Raw genomic sequence first — 20,830 nt, 5'->3', positions numbered from 1 at the left:
TTAGGAGTAAGGAATTTCATAACTCATCACTCCTAACTCATAACTCCTAACTTTTATAAGCAAGGGCAAAGCGTTCAATTCCAGCTAAATCAGCGTGAATTTGAATTTTACAATAGCTACCTTGATTTTGCAAAAGTTCTCGCACTGCATCTGCCTGTCCTGCCATCATCTCAATCAACCACACGCCACCCGGTTGCAAATAACTAGGGGAGACTTCTATCAAATGGCGAATGCAATCTAAGCCATCATCGCCACCATCCAAAGCTAGATGTGGTTCATGGTTAACTACTTCTGGTTGCAAACTAGGTAAGGTACTGGTGGGTATGTAAGGGGGGTTCGACACCATACCACTGAACTGACCTTTTAAGAATGCCAGTGGCTCCCACCAAGAACCTTGATAAAATTTAATCCGGTCAGCAAAACCCAAATTATCGGCGTTGCTTCGTGCGATCGCCAGAGCTTCTAAACTGTAATCAACTGCATGAATTGTTGCTTTTGGCAAGACATCTGCTAATCCCAGTGCGATCGCTCCACTCCCAGTACCCAAATCTGCCCAGCGTCCTGAAGCATTGCTAGCAGATGCTGCCGCTAAATCAATTAAGCACTCTGTCTCTGGTCTAGGAATCAAAACCGCACTCGACACCGCGATTTGAAAGTTACGCCAAGGTGTAACTCCCGCAATATACTGCACTGGCAAGCGATCATTTAATCGCCTCTGCCACAACTGGTCTAACTCTTCTAAAGGCAATTGCAGTTGAATTTGCGGCCAGTTTTTAAAAGACTCCAAACGCAGTGCCAAGCGGTCTAAGCTAGCAACTTCTAGCAGCAGCCAATCTACCTCTGCTGGTGGGACATCAGTGGCGATCGCTGCTTCAAGAGCTGCATTTCGCCACTGCCAAAGTTGTAAACCAGAAACTATCAGATGTTTCTCCCCCATACCTCAACCTTGGAACGCATATCCGTTATTTTTTCGGAGCGGGGGCAGCAGGCTTGGCGGCTGGTGATTGATTCGGCGAAAGGGAGCGAATAAAATTGATCGACTCCCGTGATGGATAGAGAACAATTTTATTGATGCTAGGATCGCTGCTGCTATTGAGAGCCTCCATAACACCGTACAAATCCACTACCTGAATTTCAGTGTTTTCTGCTTCCTTTGGCACGGCTTTCTTGAATTCGTCTAACAAAGCCACTGCTTGCTCTTTCTCAAAAAAGAAGGGGATGTACCGCTCGTTACCTTTGGCAACGGGAATGGTCAGATAGCTATTATCTTTCTTAAATTTGGGTACAAATAAGGGAATACCATTGAATTGCTCCCCTTTTTTACCATTTTGATTGAGCATACTTGTCGCCGAAGCTACCTGTTGTTGAGTCGGGACTAAAGTATAAATTACAGAGTCTGGTTTCTTTTTGCTTTCTTGCACTATTTTATAGTAGTCTGCCAGGGACAAAGGTCTAACCTGTAGGGTATTTGCCAACTGGGGATTTTCTTTTTTCAGGCGATTGTCAAGGAATTTTTGAGCATCTTGCTTGCTAATAAAAAATCCTACTTGTGAAACCGGCTTGGATGCGTTGTTTCTGGAAAGAACTACGAATTCGCCTTTCGGATTGGTAAGCGTGAATACAGGTACTTCTTGGAGCTTTTTAACTACCTGATCTTGTGGCAACGCGATCGCCTCTAGATTGCCTATTCCTGGTAGATTGCCGATTCCTGAAAGCCCAGTTAAAAATACACTGCCAGCTATACCCAATGTTGCGCCCAAGCGAATAAATGATTTCATGACTGCTCCTCGCATCAATAGTCCAATTAAATTAAACAAATGGTTGGATTTCCACAGCACCAACTAGCTTTAGTTATATAGCAATCTATTTCAGTTGTGAAAAATTCATTGTGCGCGTTGAGGTTGGGTGTTAAACATCAACGGTCAAAATCCAATGTTCCCCAACTGTTTAGGGTTGCTATAGTATCGTTTTCAGAAATTGGCTGTGCTAACGTTGTGTTTTTCTCGGTTTAGCTCCGCTATTCACCGCGAAACGCCGTAGATGCCTATTATATGTCTTCTCAAACAGTGAAAAGTCTCTCCATCTCTCCGACCTTGGAGATGATAAATGCCATTCTATCGGCTTTTTCTAATATTGGGTGACGCTATTGCTTAATCAATCGTTCCATCTGGGATTGGTTTAATATCTTCTCAAAGATATATAGGAATCCGCTTTGATTTCTGAACTAATTTGCGTGGTGCGCGAAGCGCAGCGCAAGCGCGATAGGCAGGCAATAGGGAATAGGCAACAGGCAACAGTCAAGAAGGCTTCTTAGTTGTACTGAGTTTTTTCAGAAATCAAATATGAGTCCTATACAAAGCTCAGTATCAGAAATAACTTACTGCTTAAGGACTAAATTCGCCTGTTAGGCTTCAACAGCTAACGCAACAGCAGAACAGCCTAATTGATATCCCCGGCAAAAACACGCAATTAAACTGCATGTATCAGCAAAAAAACCAGTTTGTCTGCTTTAACTCTATTAATTAAATCGGGATGACAGGATTTGAACCTGCGGCATCCTGCTCCCAAAGCAGGCGCGCTACCAAGCTGCGCTACATCCCGGTTAGACTTATCCACTTTTTTGGTTTGGTCTTAACTCCCCATCAAAGCGATCGCACTTTTTACAAGGCATTAATTTAATTATATCAGATAAAACGGCTTATGCCTAATATCTTTTATCTTCTGTAAAGACGAGCTAGATTACATCCTTACACTGATAAAGGTTTTTCTGCCGACTTAGTTTTACAAGAGATATACTTGTTTGTTCGTCGGCTAAACCTTGTCAAACCAAATTAAAGTAATAGTTTTGTACTAATATACCTGATTTTCTTGTGCGAATCGGGTTTTATTTGGATTGAGCGCTAGTGAGGATACCAGAACATGCCTTTGATGCCTTCTGGATCAGCCATAAACCCCATAGTTCGGTAGAAATCTACAACATGTGGGTCAGCAAAGAGAGTGACATTACTAATTTCTTCACTCCTAAGTTTTTTGAGAACGTATTTCATCAGCGCCTTACCCAGTCCTTGACTTTGAAAGTCTGGGTGAACCACCACATCCCAAATTGTGGCATTAAACGCGTGATCTGAGGTAGCCCGTGCAAAACCAATGAGCCGCTTTTGGTTTCCTCTTACCTGCCACATTGAGGCGACGAGAAAACTATGCTCAATAGCTTTTTTCACTTTTCTTAGAGGACGACGCGACCAACCAACTGCATCACAGAGTTCTTCTAGCTCATATAGGTCAATGTCTCGTTCCGTGCTAAAGACGATCCGAGACTCTTTTGAAGAAGCTTCGCTAATGCTACTGGAGTTGCCCGCAGCTGCCGCTGTATGCTCTTCAAAGGGGTTTGTCCTAGTTGTCGCTATAGATTCAGGAGTACTAAACCAAGTTTTCCAAAAACCCATGCCAACGTGGTTCGGGTAGTATAACTGAATTGGTTTCCACTCTCAGGAGTGTTGATTCATGTTTAACATAGCTTCCCCCATTTACTACCCTTTACACTCAAAGTTTTTCGGTTGTTTTCGGGATTTGTAATGGTAACAGCCAGTTAAAGCGTGTTTCACACCAATCATTTTCAACTTTAGCATTTTGTTGTAGAGGCTAGGAGAAATTCATCAAAAGGGAAGGATAATAAGTAATTCAAAATTCAAAATTCAAAATGGAAAAACCTAATCCTGGGAATTACTCGTATAGAACTTAAATGCACGTTAGCTTAGGAGTGAATTGTATACAAGGGATTGGGCATTAGGCATTGGGTATTAAGAACACTCTATTTCTTGTCCCCCCAGTCCCCAATTCCCAGTCCCCCATCCCAGCCCTCAATCCCCAACACCCAGTCCCCAGGTGACGAAAGCAAGCGAGTCTTACCTTTAACAATGGCTTCTGGTTTAAAATCTTCGACACTGGAACTCCTAAAGCGCTTTAACCGAGCGTTTCCCCAGTTTTATGAGCAATTCGTCAGCAGTGAAATTCAACTGCAAAATTTGCGGCTAGCCTACCGTCTCTATAAAACTAGACGCGCTGTGATTGAACTGAAACCGGAAGGTAGCAAAAGTGCCCTGCATTTTGCTTACCGTAACCAGTCTTTTCTCCTCAGCGATATTTTTGGTGTACTAGCAGCTTATGGGTTGACTATCCACGGTTTGAGTCTATACGGTCAGATCCGTCCGCCAATGTTAGTTTTTATCAAACTTTTGGTGTCTCGTGGTAGTAAAGCCTTGACCGAGAAAACCGCAGAAAATGTCTGTCGCGCCATTCGCGAGGCTTTGGGAGGTCGGTTTGAGGTAGAAGAGATGCTGGCAGTAGAATTCAATCTTGACACTGGCTTAGAACAGGTACAAACTGAGTTCTATGTCGATCCGGTCTTTCATCTCCCCGCACTAGTGATTGAAGCCGATAATCAACCAGGATTATTCTACAAAGTGATGTACGCCATCTGGCAGGAAGACCTTTTGGTAGTCAATGCCAATTTACTAGTTTGGCGCGGACGTACACGGCTAATTCTCTACTTGCTGGGGCCAAATGAAAGCCTCATTCCTGAATATCTGGGTCACAAAATTGCTGAAGGAGTGCGACAGAGGTTGCTAGGTAAATGAAAAAAGTGAGGAGTTATGAGTTAAATAATTCGTAATTCGTAATTAAAAATTAATAATTCCTCACTCCTAATTTTTAACTCTTCGCACTCCGTATTTAGTCGCACCCGCCCTTAAGGGTACGATATAAGTATGGCAACTATCGAAATCTTGGGCGTTCCACACGCATACGAGCTAACGGCTCCCACTTCCTGCCCCCATGCTTTAGTATTTATCCACGGTTGGCTTAATAGCCGTGGATATTGGCAACCTGTGATTTCCCGCCTATCAGATGATTTGCAGTGCCTTTCCTATGATTTGCGGGGTTTTGGTGAATCGCAATCCCAGGTAAAAACTGATTTTAGTCGAGCACAAACGTCTCTGAGCCTGACGCCCATCTCCAGTAGTGCGCTTGGCTCACCTTTCGATTCTATTTACACTCCTGCTGCCTATGCTCAGGATTTAGCAGTTCTTCTGAAACAGCTAAATATTAAGAGTGCTTGGCTAATTGGTCACTCGTTGGGTGGGACGATCGCTCTTTGGGGAGCAGACCAAATACCTGAGTGTGTTAAGGGAGTTATCTGTATCAACGCTGGTGGTGGTATTTACCTCAAAGAAGCCTTTGAGCAGTTTCGCTCGGCGGGTCAGAAATTTTTGCAAGTCCGCCCGCGCTGGCTGTCCCAAGTGCCTTTGATTGATTTGCTGTTTACTAGAGCGAGTGTGGCTCGTCCTTTGGAGCGCTATTGGGCACGTCAGCGGGTAATTGATTTCGTCGTGGCTGACCCAGAAGCGGCTCTGGGAACTCTGTTAGACTCCACAACGGAAGAAGAAATCAATCGTTTACCTGAGCTAGTATCCCAACTGAAGCAGCCAGTGTATTTTTTGGCTGGCGCGGAAGACAAGGTTATGGAACCCAAGTATGTGCGCCATTTAGCCAGCTTTCACAGACTGTTCCAATATTGTGGTGATAATGTTCTGGAAATTCCTAATTGCGGACATCTGGCTATGTTGGAGCAGCCGGATGAAGTGGCTAATCACATCCGGGCGATAGTCAATGGCAAGAGTCATTAGTTGTTGGGAATTGGGAATTGGGAATTGGGAATTGGGATTGGGATTGGGATTGGGGATTGGGATTGGGATTGGGATTGGGGATTGGGATTGGGATTGGGATTGGGATTGGGGATTGGGCTAAACGCCCCGCTATCTATGTACAGTAATCATTAGTCAATACTCTTGAGGATCATTGGTCATTAGTGGTTACAAATGACAAATGACAAATGACAAATAACTACTCAATAGGTTGATACAACTTCATCACCTGAGTGAGCGCTAACCTAGACTCAACCCCTAGTGTGAGGGGCGATGTATGACCACGGGATAGATGGTCAGCGGCGGCACAGCCGATCATGGCGGCGTTATCGGTACAGAATTTTAGAGGTGGGAATAGGACGCGTAGGTTATGTTTAATGGCGGCGGCTTGGAGATTTTTTCTCAACCCGCTATTAGCTGCTACACCGCCACCAATGGCAATTGTGTCTAGACTATAGTCTAGGGCACAGGCGATCGCTCTTTTGGTTAGCGATCGCGCTACGGTATCCTGAAAGCTAGCTGCTACATCTGCCACTGGCACTTGTCCACCATCTTTCTCTAACTGCTGCACTAAACGCAAAACAGCTGTTTTTAACCCACTAAAACTCGCATCATAACGATGAACCCCCCCACCAGGTAGAGAAACTTTTCCTTCCGGTAAGGCAAAGGCTTGAGAATTTCCCTGTTGTGCCAACTTGTCAATCACTGGCCCACCGGGATAACCCAGCTTTAACAATCGCGCCACTTTATCAAAGGCCTCACCCGCTGCATCATCACGGGTTTGTCCTAATGTTTCGTAGATACCACAATCTTTGACATAAATCAAGCTTGTATGTCCGCCTGAAACTAATAAACTAAGGAAAGGGGGATTTAAAGTTGATTCGCTTAAGTAAGTTGCATAAATGTGACCTTCGAGGTGATGAACTCCCAAAAATGGCTTGTTGTGTACCATCGCTAGGGTTTTAGCAGCAGTCAACCCCACCAACAGCGCACCTACAAGTCCAGGGGCACAAGTGGCGGCAATTGCGTCAATTTTTCCCCAGTCTAGTTGGGCTTGCTCTAAGGCTTGAGCGATCGCTTCATTGATTGTTTCCAAGTGCTGGCGAGACGCTACTTCTGGCACTACCCCACCATACTGCTGATGGACTGGAATTTGCGAGGCTACGATACTGCTACAAACTTTACGATTGTTAACAATTGCGACGGCAGTTTCATCACAGCTGGTTTCTATTGCTAAAACGGTTGTCATTGAGAGTGCTGAGTGCTGAGTCCTGAATAGTGAAGAGAAAATCTTGCTTCTTTTCTACCCTACAACAACAATTCTTATACTCAGCGCTCGTTACTCAGCACTCAGCACTAATTTTGGTTGAGAAGCTTTAACTTTTATTTACTTAAACTTTACTCGGTTCCCACCCAAGAGTATGATGACTTCCTAGTTATGCAAATAAACAACTGTACAAGCCGCTTCGTTTTGTACAAAGAACTTCTTGTTTTGTAATAAAAGGAAACAACTCTATGCGACGATTGTTTGCTTTGATGTTAGCGATTAGTCTTTGGTTCAATTTTGCCCCCCCAGCACAAGCTTTAGGGGCTAATTTGACACCGTGTAAAGACAATCCCGCTTTCCAAGAGCTAGCAGCTAATGCCCGTAATACCACCGCTGACCCCCAATCAGGGAAAAAGCGGTTTGAGCGTTATTCTCAGGCGCTATGCGGCCCTGAAGGGTATCCCCACTTGATTGTTGATGGTCGTCTGGATCGTGCTGGTGACTTTTTGATCCCTAGCATTCTGTTTCTATATATTGCTGGTTGGATTGGTTGGGTAGGTCGTGCCTATCTGCAAGCAATCAAAAAGGAATCTGACACTGAACTCAAAGAAATCCAAATCGATCTTGGTTTGGCACTACCCATCATCCTCTCAGGCTTTGCTTGGCCAGCAGCAGCAGTCCAAGAACTTCTCTCTGGTAAGTTAGCAGCCAAGGATTCAGAAATCCCCGTTTCTCCACGCTAAATCAGCTTAACTAATTCATTCGTTTTGGAGACTAAATTCATGGCAGACAAAGGCGATCAATCATCTTATTTGATTAAATTCATTTCTACAGCGCCTGTGGCAGCTACCATCTGGCTGACAATCACAGCAGGTATCTTGATTGAATTCAACCGCTTTTTCCCCGACCTACTTTTCCACCCACTACCGTAAGTGGAAAATTGGATTTAGCACAGTTGAATTTCTTGTGTTTTGCCTAATATTGTGTAGTGGATGTATTCAGCTTAGTTAAGCAGAATTATCACCAAAATAGTCAGCAAAAATAGTTTTTTGAAACTCGTGATTCTGTTTACAGATCGCGAGTTTCACAGTTTTAAAACTAGCTAAATTAATTTTTCTAAACTTCCTAGCAAAAAGACATCTTTAGCCACAATTATTATTAATATAAAAATGCCACCATTTTAATTTAGAGGCTGAACATAAAATATGGCACAAGCAGTAGATGCATCAAAGAATCTTCCCAGCGATCCAAGAAATCGGGAAGTTGTTTTTCCCGCATTCGGCGATCCTCAACTAGGCAACCTAGAAACCCCGGTTAATTCTTCTCCCTTGATCAAGGGATTCATTAATAATTTACCTGCCTATCGCGCAGGTTTGACTCCTTCCAGACGGGGTTTAGAAGTTGGCATGGCTCATGGTTACTTACTATTTGGCCCCTTTGCCAAATTGGGTCCACTGCGGGACACAGGTAATGCTAACTTAGCTGGATTATTGGGAGCCATAGGCTTGGTTGTTGTACTTACAGCTTGTCTATCTCTGTATTCCAATAGCAATCCTCCCAAAGCACTTCCTAGCGTTACCGTACCCAACCCTCCAGCAGATGCTTTTAACTCTAAAGAAAGCTGGAACAACTTCGCCAGTTCTTTTTTGATTGGTGGTATTGGTGGTGCAGTAGTTGCTTACTTTTTGACTAGTAATTTGGCACTAATTCAAGGTTTATTTGGTTAATTACTAGCAGTTAGGAGTTAGGAGTTAGGAGTTTAAATTTATAACTTCTAACTCCTAACTCCTAACTTATTTAAACAAAACCGTTTCAATGTCATTTAAAGCAGTTTCAAAATCGTCATTAACGATTTGAATATCAAATTCATCTGCGGCTTGGATTTCTTCTTGGGCGCGGAGTAGACGACGGGCGATCGCTTCTTCGGAGTCTTGGGCACGAGAGCGGATTCGTTTCTCTAATTCATCAAAGGAAGGCGGTAAAATAAAAATGCTGAGGGCACTGGGGAAGGAAGCACGAATTTGTCTTGCCCCTTCTAGTTCAATTTCCAACACCACCAACTTACCGGAATGAATTTGGTTAAGTACAGCTTCACGGGGTGTGCCGTAATAGTTACCAGCAAACTCTGCCCATTCTAAAAATTCACCTTCAGCAACTAATTGTTCAAACTTGCTGCGGCTGATGAAGTAATAATTTTTACCATCAATTTCCCCTGGACGGGGAGAACGTGTCGTCACGGATACGGAATAATAGAGTTCTGGATGACGCTCTAGGAGCGATCGCATTAAAGTGCCCTTACCGACCCCACTGGGGCCAGTTAAAACAATTAACCTGCCTAAATGTAAGCATTCTTCGGTAGTAGCACTACTCTGGATGGGTAAAACTGGCATCATCCCTTCAACCTGTGAATCAATCAATAGATATTATTCATTAGTATTGTGTTCTTGGTCTAGTCCACTAGTAACTAAAGAATTTGTAGCAAGGGTGACAGAAAGCTTGTCTAATTCACATGTTACTGCCGATACGGTGCAAATAGAAATGGGATTTGGGATTGTTAGTTTACTGTTAGTAGTCCACCAAAGCAACTTTGCTAGGCAGCCAAAAATTTGACAAAACGAAAGAAAACACTTGTCTCTACTCCCTACTTCCCACCCTCACCCAGCAAATTTGGGTTGTTTGAGTACTAGTTAATTATCTACAGTTTGATGTTCACGGGAAATCACAAAGCGATTTGCTACCGTTTCCGGCTGAATCGCTGAGAGAATTACGTGGCTGGAATCGGTGATAATTACAGCCCTAGTCCGACGACCGTAAGTTGCATCAATCAGTTGACCTCTGTCCCGTGCATCGGTAATAATCCGCTTAATCGGGGCAGACTCTGGACTGACAATGGCAACTACTCGGTTGGCAGACACAATGTTACCAAAGCCGATGTTGATTAACTGAATGTCCATAAAAAAACTGTCGCTAAACGCGGTTTGAGAAGCTTGAAATAAACTTATCCTCATGTTATCGCCAAAAAACAGGAGTTACAACGCTTAAATTCAAGCCAGTCTGAGATTTTAAATAATGTCTGCTTTTTTTAGCTGTTTATCAGCTATTTTTCCTCAAAATCTTCCCAAAGACATAGGCGAAATTTCACTGATTCAAGCTAGTTGGGTGATGTACATTTATTTTGTTTGAAATAAGTATCTGAATCGGAAATTGATGGAGAGCAAAATCGATTGGAAGAGTCTCGCTTCAACTACGCTGGCTCAGTACAATCTCAGTGCAGATCAAGTAGTATTCTTGGGTCATAGCGAAAATGTGACGTTTCGCGTTGACACTCGGAATAATCAAAATTTTGCGACATCTGAAGAAAATGATGAGCAAGGGTTATTTCTTCTCCGTATCCATTATCCGAACGCTAAGTTCCGCGATCGCATTTGGCAACAAAATGCCGTCATTGAGTCAGAACTCATGTGGCTGACTGCGTTGCATAGAGATACAGATTTGGTCGTCCCATACCCAGTACAGAACCTCAGTGGCAGTTTTATTACCTCTGTCCCAATTGATGAGACTAGCCGAACGCTCAACTGTACATTACTAAAGTGGGTCGATGGTTCCCCTCTCGACACTGAACCTACAGCGATGCAGGCTAGGGGAATCGGGGAACTTATGGCTCAGTTACACCAGCACGCCAGCCTTTGGGAATTGCCTTCAAGCTTCACACGACCAAAATATGACTGGGAGCAACTACACGCCTCACTAATGAAGCTGCGATCGCTAATAGATGCTGGTACGATATCTCTGACTGATTTCGCTGTGCTTGAGAGTGTCGTTCAGCAAATTAGTAATGTGATGACAGCACTAGAAAAAACACGTACCAATTGGGGTTTGATTCACGCAGACCTGAATGAAAATAATTACATCTTTTATGTAGGTAAGGCGCGGGCTATCGACTTTTCCTGTTGTGGCTTTGGCTACTACCTTTATGACATTGCTCATACACTGCTGCATCTGTTTCCCGAAAACCGTAGATCGTTCGTCAGCGGATATCAAAGCGTGTGTCAACTGCGCGATGATTATCAGAGTATCCTGGAGGCGTTCTTTCTCGGAGCAATAATAAACAATTTTGCTTTTTTAGCGTCGCAGCCAAATGAACACAATTTCTTATTAGAAACTGTACCCTATATTAGTGAAAGCTTCTGTAGCAAATATCTTAGAGGCAAGGCATTTTTGTTCGAGTTATAGCTGTTCTACTTTGATCTTAACGGTTCAATTTTGTCTCCTCGATTTACAGCACGCAACCGTCGTACACTTCCAGCTTGACAATCGCGTAACCAAGCTTTAACTCCTTGGGCAACAGTACCCTTACTACTATCGCGTGGTGGGGATAGTGGCTGTTGTGCTGAAGGGGAACCAGTTTGAGAAAACATCATCACTAGTTGCCAACCACTTTTAGTTTTAGTCAACAATAGCCAGTGGAATTGCTGCAATTCTACAAGTTTCTTTCCTATGTACTGCCGTTCTAAGGTAGTAAAGAAAACTTGCTCAATTCCTGATGCAGAGCTTTTAGGCGCATCTGCACTATATTCTTCAAGGTTAAGGGGCAGAGGAGTAAACTCAGGTCTTCCTGCCACTAGCATATAACTATAAACATCACTGCTTCTACTGAGGCGGCGGGCGCGTTGACTAGCGCGATTTGTATAACTAGGCAAATCTTGGAGTAGTTGTGTAGTTAATGTTTCTAAATTTTGCTCAGAACACAAAGACTTCACGCCAGTATTGACATTTTCCCTTTGTGCTAGCACCAAAGGTTTAGAGGAGAGGTTTGTCGATAACGCTGGGTAAGCAAGGCTATGTGATACTAAAACCCAGAAGCCACAAACTAAAAGCCAACTATAATTTTTCTTCCTGAGCGAAGGCGCAAGATTATTCTCCCCTACACCCTGCACTCTGTTCCCCAGTTTCTCACTGACTCTTAGCTTCATGCCACCGTGGTTAACTCCTCAGAAATCCTTTTCCAGGCTAACTCAGGCTCAGTAGCAGTAGTGATGGGACGCCCAATTACTAGGTAATCTGCGCCAGCTTTAATGGCTTGCGCTGGGGTGAGCGATCGCTTTTGATCTGCATTATCTGCCCAAGTTGGTCGTACTCCCGGACAAACTAGCAAAAAGTTATTTCCACAAGTTTGTCGCAACTGTGCCACCTCTTGAGGTGAACAAACTGCCCCATCCAAACCAGATTCTTGAGCCAGCAGTGCCATTTCTAGAGCATATTCTGGCAATTCCAGAGGTATTTTTAAATCAAATGCCAACTGCCTAGCAGAAATGCTTGTTAGCAAAGTAATAGCAATTAACTTTGGTGGTTCTACACCTGCTTTTACAGCCCCTTCCTGTGCCGCCTCAGTTGCAGCTTTCAGGGCATCTCTACCAGCAGTAGCATGAATTGTCAGTAAATCCACTCCGTATCTAGCTGCACTCCGGCAAGCACCAGCAACGGTATTGGGGATATCATCAAACTTTAAATCTAAGAAAATGCGCTTTTGTCGGGACTTTAGTTCTTCTAGGATTTTCGGGCCAGTGCTGGTAAATAACTCTAAACCGACTTTCCACCAAACCACTTGAGGTAGCTGATCTATAAGAGCGATCGCACTTTGTTCATCCGGCACATCCAAAGCCACAATAATTCGTTGTTCTGCCTGTTGACTATTCCCCATTACCTACTCCCCATTCTCCATTCAAGGCACTAAACGCACAAACTTATTTTTCCCAACTTGTAAAACCTTACCTTGTAATTCACTAGGAGAATCGAAAGTGGTATCAGCATCAGTAATGCGATCGCCATCTAAGCGCACTCCACCCTCTTGAATTTTCCGCTTTCCTTCACCTGTACTTTTGCACAAGCCACTGACATTGAGAATATACGCTAACTTAGTAGGAAATTGCTGTACGCCAGCTAGAGAAAATTCTGGAACTGCGCCTTCCTTACCGCCGCTTTGGGCTGCTTCTTTTGCCTCTTGGGCTGCGGTTTCCCCGTGATACTGTTTCACAACTTCCCATGCTAAGAGTGTTTGGCGATCGCGGGGATTTTCTGGCAGTTGATCCAAAGGTAAATCCGTCAATAGTTCAAAATACTGCTCCAGCAGATGATCGGGAACTCCTTGCAACTTTTGATACTTTTGCCCTGGGTGTTCTGACAATCCGATATAATTACCTAAAGACTTAGACATTTTTTGCACCCCATCTGTGCCAATCAAAATTGGCAACAGCATCCCAAATTGGGGCTTTTGACCAAAATGGCGCTGCAAATCTCTGCCTACAGCAATGTTAAATTTTTGATCAGTCCCACCTAATTCCACATCTGCCTCAACTGCAACCGAATCAAAACCTTGCATTAACGGGTACAGGAACTCATGGATAAAAATCGGATTCTCTTTTTTATAGCGATCGGCAAATCCTTCCTTCGCCAACATCTGCCCCACCGTCATCGTGGAGAGTAACTCTAAAATTTTCTCTAAGTTTAGTCCAGAGAGCCATTCGGAGTTATAACGCACCTCTAACCTTCCTGGTGTGTCAAAATCCAAGATAGGACGTACTTGATCAAGATAAGTCTGAGCATTTTGCACTACGTCTGCTTCTGTAAGCTGACGACGCACTTCAGACTTACCAGTTGGATCGCCAATCCGCGCTGTAAAATCGCCAATAATTAAAACTGCTGTATGGCCTGCATCTTGAAAACCTCGCAGTTTTCGTACTGGTATGCTATGACCTAAATGAATATCAGTACCCGTCGGGTCAATCCCCAATTTGACCCTCAAAGGTTGGTTTGTAGTTAGTAAGAGCCTTTCTAAACTTTCGCTGTTAACATCAGCTGATTGTGGGAAAACTTCTACTACACCACGACGCAGCCAAGCAAAATCTGGTGTCATACTAAGAGACTCATTATTAGCTACGTTTTGCACACTAGAAGTTAAGTTGGTTATATTCACTGGCAATTTATCCACTTTCTCATCTGCCAAACTACTATAATTGCAAAAAATTAACCGCCTTGCTTCACCCAATCAATTACAGTTAAATTTACAAGTGAGGAAGTGAAATAGCCGTGTCGTCGTCTAGGACTTTTGAAGATAAACAGCCACAGCGTCGGGCTTCATCAGGTTTTGAGTTTTTGAAAGGAGTCGGTCAGGTAACTGGCGGTACTCTCCTCTCAATCACCATGCTGGCAAGTTCCATTGTAGCCGGAGGACTGGTTGGTTTAGCCATCAGTTTCCGTAATTTGCCAGATGTGAGACAGCTACGTAACTTCTTTCCCTCAGAAACGACTTACATTTATGACGTTAAGGGCAAACTCTTAACGAGTATTCACGGAGAAGCCAACCGGGAAGTCGTACCCCTAGATAGAATTTCCCCGAATCTCAAACGGGCAGTGTTAGCAAGTGAAGATAGCCACTTCTACGATCACCACGGTATCAACCCCACTGGTGTTGGACGTGCCGTAGTCGTTAACGCTGTCGCAGGTGGAGTCAAAGAGGGTGGCTCTACTGTTACTATGCAATTGGTAAAAAACCTATTTTTATCTCGCAAGCGTGCCTTTACCCGGAAGTTAGCGGAGGGAGTGCTAGCAATTCGGTTAGAGCAAATTCTCACTAAAGACCAAATTTTAGAAATGTACCTCAATCAAGTTTATTGGGGTCATAACAATTATGGTGTACAAACGGCAGCCCGCAGTTACTTTAATAAATCAGCAGAATATTTAAGTTTGGGTGAGTCAGCGATGATGGCGGGTTTAATCCAAGCACCAGAAGAATTCAGCCCGTTTGCGAGTATGAAACTGGCAAAACAAAAGCAAAAAGAAGTGCTGGGACGGATGCTGGAATTAAGCTGGATCAACCAGTCAGAGTACGACAGTGCCCTCAAGCAAGAAATCAAACTTGGTAGAATCAAATCGTTTCAAGGTAGTGCCCTCCCCTATGTAACCAATACTGTGGCGCAGGAGTTGGCTAAGAAGTTTGGGCGTGAGACACTACTCAAAGGCGGGATGCGGGTACAAACTACAGTTGACGCCAACTTCCAAATGATGGCAGAGGAAACTGTCGGTAAGTGGCATAAATCGCTGCTTGGGCAGGGATTATCTAAGAATCAAATCGCCTTGGTGGCAATTGATCCGCGCACGCATTTTATTAAAGCACTAGTGGGCGGTGTAGATCCTAAGACCAGTGAATTCAATCGTGCAACTCAATCTCAACGGCAGCCTGGATCTTCTTTTAAACCGTTTGTCTATTATGCTGCTTTCGCTACTGGTAAATATGGGCCGGACTCAACGGTTATAGATTCTCCAGTCAGCTATCAAGATGGTAGTGGTCGCTACTCTCCCAGAAATTATGATGGGGGTTTTAGCGGGCCTATGCCAATCCGCACAGCTTTAGCCCAGTCGCGCAACATTCCTGTGATCAAGATTGGTAAGGCTGTTGGCATGAATAGAGTAATCGAAACTTGCCGTACCTTGGGAATCATGAGTCCGATGGAACCTGTTACCTCCCTACCTCTGGGTGCAATTGGTGTCACTCCCCTAGAAATGGCTAGCGCCTATGCTACCTTTGCTAATTATGGCTGGCAATCTCCACCAACTGTAATTGCTCGTGTCACCGATAGTAGTGGTAACGTGTTACTAGATAACACCCCTAAACCCCAGCTAGTTCTAGATCCTTGGGCATCAGCAGCAATTATCGATGTGATGCGAACGGTAGTTACTAATGGTACTGGTAAAGGTGCTGCGATCGCTCGCCCAAGTGCTGGAAAGACGGGTACAACTTCCTCAGAAAAGGATATCTGGTATGTGGGCACTGTGCCACAACTAACAACTGCTGTCTGGGTGGGGAGGGATGACAATAGACAATTAGCTAGCCGTGCGACGGGTGGCGGTATGGTTGCTCCCATCTGGAAAGATTTTATGGAGAAAGCACTTAAGAACGTACCAGTAGAAAACTTTAAGTCACCTTCCCAGTTTTCTCGGCCCAAGTCACAATAATTTTGGCTTTTAGGTCGCACCTTTGATGCGCTTCCACCACAATTTGGATTTTGGATTGGCAATTAATCCAAAATCTAAAATCTAAAATTGACTAAGCCTGTTTCTCTAGCTCGGCTTTCATCCGTTCTAAAGTAAGGTGCATTTGGTCAAACATTTGTTGCGGGGTAACACCGAACTGACCTAATTGTGTTTTCAGTTGTTCTACTGTCATTTGTGCCATAAAATCTTCGGATAGCTCGAAGCGCTTCATAAAGATGCGATATCGATCCATCATGGCTTCCATTTGCTCAATAAACAGCTTTTTGCCATCGCGGTCAAATTTGCCGTAGTTGTTACCAAGCTTGATTAGCGCTTGATAATCCTCAAACAGCTGCTTTGCTTCTTGCTGAACTATCTCAGAATCGAAGAATCCCATATTGCTTATATTAAACTGAGTGTCCAGACTCAGTAGCTTAATAGTTTTACTTCTATTTATTATTTTAGTCTAGGGGAGTAATCTAGTGACAAAGCTTCGGTTTTAGTACGGTTTGTTACCGAAATTTCAACACTTGACTTGAGAACCTTTCTTTTGTGTAAACCGACTTAATAAAGCCGCAATACTTATAGCTTTAGCCATTGATTTAGGATTGGTGTTTTCACTCGGTTGAATTTTCAGACCGGGAGCGTATTTCAAGGCTAGTGAATTTTGCGGGTTCAGTTTTAATGCTTGATAGATGTAAACCCTAGCCATCCCCATAAATTTTTGTTTGAGATGTACCATACCTAATACAGCATAATAGTCGCTGTTATTTGGCTCTAACTTGATGGCATCACGCAGTTCTTGCACAGCTAGGGGCCAATTCGCTAGCCTGACGTATTCAATAGCTCGCTGGTAATGGCGTTGAGCGTAGTTTGTCAAAACTGGTTTGCCATCAGTTTTTTCAGATAATGTCAATTCAACTGGCTTGACTTTTATCTCAGAGATGATGGGAGCAGCTTTTTGCGGTAGGAATAGGTCTGGTTTATGCAACCGTAAGTATACCAAATTCAGTATAGTAATTTGTTGCGTCACCTGATAAAACTGATCTAGTGATTTATATTGAGCTTCTGCATAACAGGCGATCGCTTCTTCGTAAAATAATTCTGCTTGAGGTGTAGACATTTCTATCATTTCCTGAGCTATGGCACTTTGAGAAGACAAAGGCTTCTGCTCTGAAACTCTTGCGTCTGATCGCAGCATTGCGATCGCAATCAAGCGCTTCTGTCGATGTTTCAGCTGTTGATAAGCTGGATTGATTAAATGGCTAAATATTGCCGTAGCTAATTCTTGGTCTGGATTACAGTTTTTGGCATTGCGATCGGGATGTAGCAGCTTGGCTAAACTGTGATAGCGTTTAAAAATCTGGCGATCATCAGCAATCACAGAAATTCCTAGCACAGCGTAAGGATCACAAAGCTGTTCAAGCCATTTTGGCGGTAGGAAGGTCTGTGACATAGTAGTAATAAAGCTGTTAAAAACTTAAAATTAGCATCAAAGCTCAATGCACAGTCATGTGAAACTTACTCAAATTTCTTCAAGTACTAAATTAATTCTAAAAGTCTGAAGGGCAAAGCAGGGTAGTTGACTGTCTGATTGTCGAACTGTGGTATTGGTAAATTTATTAGAAATATGTTAACTAAGCGTAAAAGCCGAAGTGTTGCCGCTGTTTTAGCTTTTTCTGGCACACTAACAATTTCAGGATTACATAAATTCTATTTGGGACAGCCGTTGTGGGGTATTTTGTATGTGTTGCTTTCCTGGACGCCGATCCCCAAGGTAGCTAGTGCCATTGAGGGAGTGTGGTATCTAGCCCAAGATGAAGAAGCTTTTGATCGTAATTTTAATCTAGGTAAGTCAGCAACAAGAAACTCACAAAGGGTAAGTAATCAGGTAGGAGCGATGGCTGATGCAATGCGTGAATTAGATGCTCTGCGCCAGGATGGACTGATTTCAGAGTATGAGTTTGAGCAAAAGCGCCGCCAACTGCTAGACCAGATTTCTTGAGGTGAGCGACAATCATGAATAACTGGCTACCTTTGAACCCCAGACTGCAAAAACTCCGCGCCAAGCTCCTCAACGATCCCTATTATCGCCTGCAATCTGGGGAAGAAATTCAGATAGCGGCAAAATTAGGTATTCGCATTGATGTTAATCAAGCCACTGTAGATGATTGGTTACGCCTACCAGGTTTGTCAATTCACCAAGCGCGATCGCTTGTGGAACTTTCGCGTTCGGGTGTAAAATTTTACTGTACTGAAGATATCGCTGCGGCTTTGGCTATACCAGCGCCGCGCCTGGAGCCATTAAAGCCTCTGCTGAATTTTGTTTACTATGACCACGAATCTCTAGAAAATCCGACCCATTTAGTCAACCCAAATACAGCAACAGTTGAAAAGTTAGCACAAATTCCATTTATAGATTTGTCTCTGGCGGAAGCAGCAGTGCAAAACCGACAATCAGCAGGGCCTTATCGGAACCTGGCTGATTTTCAGCGACGGTTGGAGTTAAGTGGTGATGCGATCGCTCAGATGATGTATTATTTAACGTTTTAAGTTAGAAGTTAGAAGTTTTAAATAACTCCTAACTCTGACAATTTTGAATTTTGGATTGAAGGAAAAATCCAAAATCTAAAATTGATTAAATGAACCCAATTCGATCAAGAGGCCAAAAGCGAAACGTTGCCCGACCGATGACATTTTTTCTGGGTAAAAAGCCCCAATAGCGAGAGTCATTACTATCGTTGCGGTTATCTCCCATCACAAAAAATTCGTCTTCTGGAACTTTCACTGGTTGATATGGCTGATTTGGGGGTTCCGCGATGTAGTCTTCTGCCAAAGGTTGACCATTGAGGTAGACTTTGCCAGAAGCAACACTAATTACCTCACCAGGCTGACCAATAACTCGCTTGATGAAGGCTTGGTCTTTGGGATATCCTCGACGTTGTAGTTCTGCGGGTGGCTGAAAAACAATAATATCCCCAGTTATGGGAGGGTGAAAATGGTAGGAGATTTTTTCTACCACCAAGCGATCGCCTGTATGTAAGGTTGGCAACATCGAATCAGAAGGTATATAACGGGGTTCAGCGATAAAAGTCCTGATTAGGAATGCCAAAGACAATGCGATCGCAATTAAAATCAGATTTTCTTGCCAACTACGCCATAATTTTAACGACGCACGCTCTTTTTCTACATCACTTTCGTGAGGAATCATAAAAGTTTCTAGCCAGTTTAAGAAGTAAGACAAATACCTTGATTATTTTGACTCAAAAGGTATTTTAATAGGAAAGCTGGGTTTAAAGTCAACCCATACAGATATTAAATAATACACTTATTGCATCTAGCAAAGATAAGCAAAAGTACTGTAAATAAACTATGACCTGTCTAAGGCAATATAAGCTAATGATTAGGATTTATAAATAAATAATTAAAAATCTTAATTCTAATTAGTGTAATTATAAGGCAAGCTATCAGGCAGTTTTCAGTTTTACTTCCTCCTGCTAAAAAAGTTAGTGAGCCACTGGTAGTGTGATACAGCCAATGGATTTTTTATTGGAGCAGAAAATTGTTTGTTGAGTGGCAAAACAATTTACCGAATGTCTAACAATGTCTACTTCACTTTACCGAAAAAAGCCAGAGTGCAGTCTTGCTGAAGTCTGAGTTGTCAAAAAAATATATTTTGATATGTATAGTAATCCGATTTTCTAAACTTACCTACCTAGGGAGTGAATAGGAAAGATATGAATAGATACATGCTGAGTTTTTTCAAAACAAAATATGAGTCTTGTTGTATTAAGTGATATTACGGTATAAAAATTACTATTCTAATGTGACTCAAATACATACTTTTAGCTAAGTAAAGTTTTTTAGTAAAAAATATTACATTTTAATCTAGAATTTAATGGTTCGATAAATAGACGCCATACTATTGCAATGCAATTATGATAACTTACTCATATATATGTGATTAACTTCCGTAATTACACGGTGACGGTAAATATTAAATTGTACTATTAATAGGATATAAATCTCCTTAGTTATCTGAGAAAAACATTAACAGACAGAAAGCTACTAGTAATTTCGGCTAAAGTATCAGCATTCAAAAGAGAACCAAACTGACGATAGAATTGTTTTTGCTGAATGAGTCAAAAGTATCTACATTAACGAATAAGTGCCCCTTGGCAATGAGAAACTATATTGAATCAATTTTCGTCTGATCTATTTCCTAGAAGGTACAAGGTAACATTCTGTCAGTAGAAAATTTAACTTTTTCTTAAAAAGGAAGTAATAGCAGCAGGCAGTAGAATATATCTTATCAAGAATAGAACTAATAGTTTACTAGACTCTTTTTTGAAAGATACCCCGCCTCTCTTAAGTAGTTTTGTATGTTAATCAAATAATTTACTAAGTTGTAAATCATACAGTTTTACTGTCGGAATGCCTGCCTATAAAAACTTCAGTTCGCGAAAAGTGCAAATTGTAGCCTTTACAGTTTAGCTCATCTTATTTGCAAAACTATAAAACTTGAAAGGATAATGCTGCCTTAGCGGTGAATTGAAAAACAGCAACTAATTCAGAACTCCTATTAAGAGGATTTTGGGGTGTGGTTAATTATCTGATTGTGCTCCTTCTTAGAGCTGGCGGTAATAGCGTGCAAGTGCAGACTTTGTATTTTATACGTGGGTTGACGTGACGTTCAATATTACCAAGTATCGTATATTCAACGCTCCTTCAAATCTAGAGCATCTAGATTTCAGTTAAAGCAGTATAGTCTGTCTTCTCGATTCTGAATTTCCGTTATTCTCAATTTCAATTTTCATGATTACCAGAAAGC

General features: G+C 42.7%; 22 protein-coding genes and 1 tRNA gene. 10 read left to right on the top strand and 13 right to left on the bottom strand.

Features of this window, described 5'->3' with window-relative positions:
- Positions 1 to 46 precede the first annotated feature (46 nt).
- The 4 genes from prmC to ABF638_RS00295 form a co-directional block, all read right to left on the bottom strand.
- Positions 47 to 937, bottom strand: coding sequence for a peptide chain release factor N(5)-glutamine methyltransferase (gene prmC, locus ABF638_RS00310; protein ID WP_435019197.1), 891 nt, complete (start codon positions 935 to 937; stop codon positions 47 to 49).
- Between the two features lie 25 nt (positions 938 to 962).
- A complete protein-coding gene (locus tag ABF638_RS00305) occupies positions 963 to 1,778 on the bottom strand; it encodes a Tic22 family protein (RefSeq protein WP_181931931.1) in 816 nt (271 codons plus the stop codon).
- Between the two features lie 749 nt (positions 1,779 to 2,527).
- Positions 2,528 to 2,601: transfer RNA gene (locus ABF638_RS00300), tRNA-Pro, on the bottom strand.
- 299 nt (positions 2,602 to 2,900) lie between these two features.
- The gene (locus tag ABF638_RS00295; RefSeq protein ID WP_435019195.1) at positions 2,901 to 3,446 is read right to left on the bottom strand and encodes a GNAT family N-acetyltransferase; all 546 of its coding nucleotides are present in this window, start codon (positions 3,444 to 3,446) and stop codon (positions 2,901 to 2,903) included.
- Positions 3,447 to 3,917: 471 nt separating this feature from the next.
- On the opposite strand from ABF638_RS00295, the gene ABF638_RS00290 reads away from it, so the two are divergent.
- The 3 genes from ABF638_RS00290 (at position 3,918) to ABF638_RS00280 (ending at position 5,805) form a co-directional block, all read left to right on the top strand.
- Positions 3,918 to 4,637 (top strand): hypothetical protein, encoded by a 720-nt coding sequence (locus ABF638_RS00290; protein ID WP_012410214.1) that lies wholly within the window; start codon positions 3,918 to 3,920, stop codon positions 4,635 to 4,637.
- Between the two features lie 129 nt (positions 4,638 to 4,766).
- Positions 4,767 to 5,684, top strand: a complete 918-nt coding sequence (locus tag ABF638_RS00285) for an alpha/beta fold hydrolase (protein WP_435019193.1) — start codon at positions 4,767 to 4,769, stop codon at positions 5,682 to 5,684.
- A complete protein-coding gene (locus tag ABF638_RS00280; RefSeq protein ID WP_435019191.1) occupies positions 5,668 to 5,805 on the top strand; it encodes a hypothetical protein in 138 nt (45 codons plus the stop codon). The genes ABF638_RS00285 and ABF638_RS00280 overlap by 17 nt, the downstream gene beginning before the upstream one ends.
- Before the next feature lie 96 nt (positions 5,806 to 5,901).
- Here the strand turns inward: ABF638_RS00280 and tsaD are convergent, their stop codons facing one another.
- Positions 5,902 to 6,951, bottom strand: coding sequence for a tRNA (adenosine(37)-N6)-threonylcarbamoyltransferase complex transferase subunit TsaD (gene tsaD, locus ABF638_RS00275; protein ID WP_435019189.1), 1,050 nt, complete (start codon positions 6,949 to 6,951; stop codon positions 5,902 to 5,904).
- 266 nt (positions 6,952 to 7,217) lie between these two features.
- Between tsaD and ABF638_RS00270 the strand changes: the two genes are divergently transcribed.
- The 3 genes from ABF638_RS00270 (at position 7,218) to ABF638_RS00260 (ending at position 8,696) form a co-directional block, all read left to right on the top strand.
- Positions 7,218 to 7,712 carry a Photosystem I reaction center subunit III gene (locus tag ABF638_RS00270; RefSeq protein ID WP_181931928.1) on the top strand — a complete coding sequence of 165 codons (495 nt, stop codon included), beginning with the start codon at positions 7,218 to 7,220 and terminating at the stop codon, positions 7,710 to 7,712.
- Positions 7,713 to 7,751: 39 nt separating this feature from the next.
- On the top strand, positions 7,752 to 7,901 hold the full coding sequence (psaJ, locus tag ABF638_RS00265; protein ID WP_012410218.1) for a photosystem I reaction center subunit IX: 150 nt from the start codon (positions 7,752 to 7,754) through the stop codon (positions 7,899 to 7,901).
- A 273-nt stretch (positions 7,902 to 8,174) separates the two neighbouring features.
- Positions 8,175 to 8,696 (top strand): photosystem I reaction center protein subunit XI, encoded by a 522-nt coding sequence (locus tag ABF638_RS00260; protein WP_181931927.1) that lies wholly within the window; start codon positions 8,175 to 8,177, stop codon positions 8,694 to 8,696.
- A 66-nt stretch (positions 8,697 to 8,762) separates the two neighbouring features.
- Here the strand turns inward: ABF638_RS00260 and gmk are convergent, their stop codons facing one another.
- Positions 8,763 to 9,362, bottom strand: a complete 600-nt coding sequence (gmk, locus tag ABF638_RS00255; protein ID WP_435019327.1) for a guanylate kinase — start codon at positions 9,360 to 9,362, stop codon at positions 8,763 to 8,765.
- A 294-nt stretch (positions 9,363 to 9,656) separates the two neighbouring features.
- On the bottom strand, positions 9,657 to 9,923 hold the full coding sequence (remA, locus tag ABF638_RS00250) for an extracellular matrix/biofilm regulator RemA (protein ID WP_041233849.1): 267 nt from the start codon (positions 9,921 to 9,923) through the stop codon (positions 9,657 to 9,659).
- Between the two features lie 253 nt (positions 9,924 to 10,176).
- On the opposite strand from remA, the gene ABF638_RS00245 reads away from it, so the two are divergent.
- Entirely contained in the window at positions 10,177 to 11,202 is a 1,026-nt protein-coding gene (locus tag ABF638_RS00245) for a phosphotransferase enzyme family protein (RefSeq protein ID WP_435019185.1), read from the top strand.
- 5 nt (positions 11,203 to 11,207) lie between these two features.
- Here the strand turns inward: ABF638_RS00245 and ABF638_RS00240 are convergent, their stop codons facing one another.
- The 3 genes from ABF638_RS00240 to tyrS are packed head-to-tail and all read right to left on the bottom strand — an operon-like array spanning position 11,208 to position 13,882.
- Complete coding sequence (locus ABF638_RS00240; protein WP_435019183.1) at positions 11,208 to 11,942, bottom strand: hypothetical protein; 735 nt, start codon at positions 11,940 to 11,942, stop codon at positions 11,208 to 11,210.
- Positions 11,939 to 12,670: an orotidine-5'-phosphate decarboxylase gene (gene pyrF, locus ABF638_RS00235; protein WP_435019181.1), complete on the bottom strand. Its 732-nt coding sequence runs from the start codon at positions 12,668 to 12,670 to the stop codon at positions 11,939 to 11,941. The genes ABF638_RS00240 and pyrF overlap by 4 nt, the downstream gene beginning before the upstream one ends.
- A gap of 21 nt (positions 12,671 to 12,691) precedes the next feature.
- A complete protein-coding gene (gene tyrS, locus ABF638_RS00230; protein ID WP_435019325.1) occupies positions 12,692 to 13,882 on the bottom strand; it encodes a tyrosine--tRNA ligase in 1,191 nt (396 codons plus the stop codon).
- Between the two features lie 173 nt (positions 13,883 to 14,055).
- On the opposite strand from tyrS, the gene ABF638_RS00225 reads away from it, so the two are divergent.
- A complete protein-coding gene (locus tag ABF638_RS00225) occupies positions 14,056 to 15,981 on the top strand; it encodes a transglycosylase domain-containing protein (protein ID WP_435019179.1) in 1,926 nt (641 codons plus the stop codon).
- Between the two features lie 91 nt (positions 15,982 to 16,072).
- On the opposite strand, the gene ABF638_RS00220 is transcribed toward ABF638_RS00225, so the two are convergent.
- Together ABF638_RS00220 and ABF638_RS00215 are read right to left on the bottom strand one after the other, a co-directional pair.
- Complete coding sequence (locus ABF638_RS00220) at positions 16,073 to 16,396, bottom strand: DUF1825 family protein (RefSeq protein WP_012410226.1); 324 nt, start codon at positions 16,394 to 16,396, stop codon at positions 16,073 to 16,075.
- Between the two features lie 126 nt (positions 16,397 to 16,522).
- On the bottom strand, positions 16,523 to 17,455 hold the full coding sequence (locus ABF638_RS00215) for a J domain-containing protein (RefSeq protein WP_435019176.1): 933 nt from the start codon (positions 17,453 to 17,455) through the stop codon (positions 16,523 to 16,525).
- Positions 17,456 to 17,629: 174 nt separating this feature from the next.
- On the opposite strand from ABF638_RS00215, the gene ABF638_RS00210 reads away from it, so the two are divergent.
- A complete protein-coding gene (locus ABF638_RS00210) occupies positions 17,630 to 18,004 on the top strand; it encodes an NINE protein (RefSeq protein ID WP_435019174.1) in 375 nt (124 codons plus the stop codon).
- Between the two features lie 14 nt (positions 18,005 to 18,018).
- Positions 18,019 to 18,552 (top strand): helix-hairpin-helix domain-containing protein, encoded by a 534-nt coding sequence (locus ABF638_RS00205; protein WP_435019172.1) that lies wholly within the window; start codon positions 18,019 to 18,021, stop codon positions 18,550 to 18,552.
- A gap of 85 nt (positions 18,553 to 18,637) precedes the next feature.
- Here the strand turns inward: ABF638_RS00205 and lepB are convergent, their stop codons facing one another.
- On the bottom strand, positions 18,638 to 19,210 hold the full coding sequence (gene lepB / locus ABF638_RS00200; RefSeq protein WP_435019170.1) for a signal peptidase I: 573 nt from the start codon (positions 19,208 to 19,210) through the stop codon (positions 18,638 to 18,640).
- Between the last annotated feature and the right edge of the window lie 1,620 nt (positions 19,211 to 20,830).

Origin of the sequence: Nostoc sp. CALU 1950, from assembly GCF_051172895.1 — a bacterium.
In the GTDB taxonomy this organism is placed as follows: domain Bacteria; phylum Cyanobacteriota; class Cyanobacteriia; order Cyanobacteriales; family Nostocaceae; genus Nostoc; species Nostoc edaphicum_A.
The sequence above is the reverse complement of the archived record's forward strand: the minus strand, read 5'-3'. Positions and strand labels throughout refer to the sequence as shown.

Coding starts and splice junctions, on each gene's coding strand:
- prmC (WP_435019197.1), bottom strand. CDS start 937: ATGGGGGAGAAACATCTGATAGTTTCTGGTTTACAACTTTGGCAGTGG.
- ABF638_RS00305 (WP_181931931.1), bottom strand. CDS start 1,778: ATGAAATCATTTATTCGCTTGGGCGCAACATTGGGTATAGCTGGCAGT.
- ABF638_RS00295 (WP_435019195.1), bottom strand. CDS start 3,446: ATGGGTTTTTGGAAAACTTGGTTTAGTACTCCTGAATCTATAGCGACA.
- ABF638_RS00290 (WP_012410214.1), top strand. CDS start 3,918: ATGGCTTCTGGTTTAAAATCTTCGACACTGGAACTCCTAAAGCGCTTT.
- ABF638_RS00285 (WP_435019193.1), top strand. CDS start 4,767: ATGGCAACTATCGAAATCTTGGGCGTTCCACACGCATACGAGCTAACG.
- ABF638_RS00280 (WP_435019191.1), top strand. CDS start 5,668: ATGGCAAGAGTCATTAGTTGTTGGGAATTGGGAATTGGGAATTGGGAA.
- tsaD (WP_435019189.1), bottom strand. CDS start 6,951: ATGACAACCGTTTTAGCAATAGAAACCAGCTGTGATGAAACTGCCGTC.
- ABF638_RS00270 (WP_181931928.1), top strand. CDS start 7,218: ATGCGACGATTGTTTGCTTTGATGTTAGCGATTAGTCTTTGGTTCAAT.
- psaJ (WP_012410218.1), top strand. CDS start 7,752: ATGGCAGACAAAGGCGATCAATCATCTTATTTGATTAAATTCATTTCT.
- ABF638_RS00260 (WP_181931927.1), top strand. CDS start 8,175: ATGGCACAAGCAGTAGATGCATCAAAGAATCTTCCCAGCGATCCAAGA.
- gmk (WP_435019327.1), bottom strand. CDS start 9,362: ATGATGCCAGTTTTACCCATCCAGAGTAGTGCTACTACCGAAGAATGC.
- remA (WP_041233849.1), bottom strand. CDS start 9,923: ATGGACATTCAGTTAATCAACATCGGCTTTGGTAACATTGTGTCTGCC.
- ABF638_RS00245 (WP_435019185.1), top strand. CDS start 10,177: ATGGAGAGCAAAATCGATTGGAAGAGTCTCGCTTCAACTACGCTGGCT.
- ABF638_RS00240 (WP_435019183.1), bottom strand. CDS start 11,942: ATGAAGCTAAGAGTCAGTGAGAAACTGGGGAACAGAGTGCAGGGTGTA.
- pyrF (WP_435019181.1), bottom strand. CDS start 12,670: ATGGGGAATAGTCAACAGGCAGAACAACGAATTATTGTGGCTTTGGAT.
- tyrS (WP_435019325.1), bottom strand. CDS start 13,882: ATGACACCAGATTTTGCTTGGCTGCGTCGTGGTGTAGTAGAAGTTTTC.
- ABF638_RS00220 (WP_012410226.1), bottom strand. CDS start 16,396: ATGGGATTCTTCGATTCTGAGATAGTTCAGCAAGAAGCAAAGCAGCTG.
- ABF638_RS00215 (WP_435019176.1), bottom strand. CDS start 17,455: ATGTCACAGACCTTCCTACCGCCAAAATGGCTTGAACAGCTTTGTGAT.
- ABF638_RS00210 (WP_435019174.1), top strand. CDS start 17,630: ATGTTAACTAAGCGTAAAAGCCGAAGTGTTGCCGCTGTTTTAGCTTTT.
- ABF638_RS00205 (WP_435019172.1), top strand. CDS start 18,019: ATGAATAACTGGCTACCTTTGAACCCCAGACTGCAAAAACTCCGCGCC.
- lepB (WP_435019170.1), bottom strand. CDS start 19,210: ATGATTCCTCACGAAAGTGATGTAGAAAAAGAGCGTGCGTCGTTAAAA.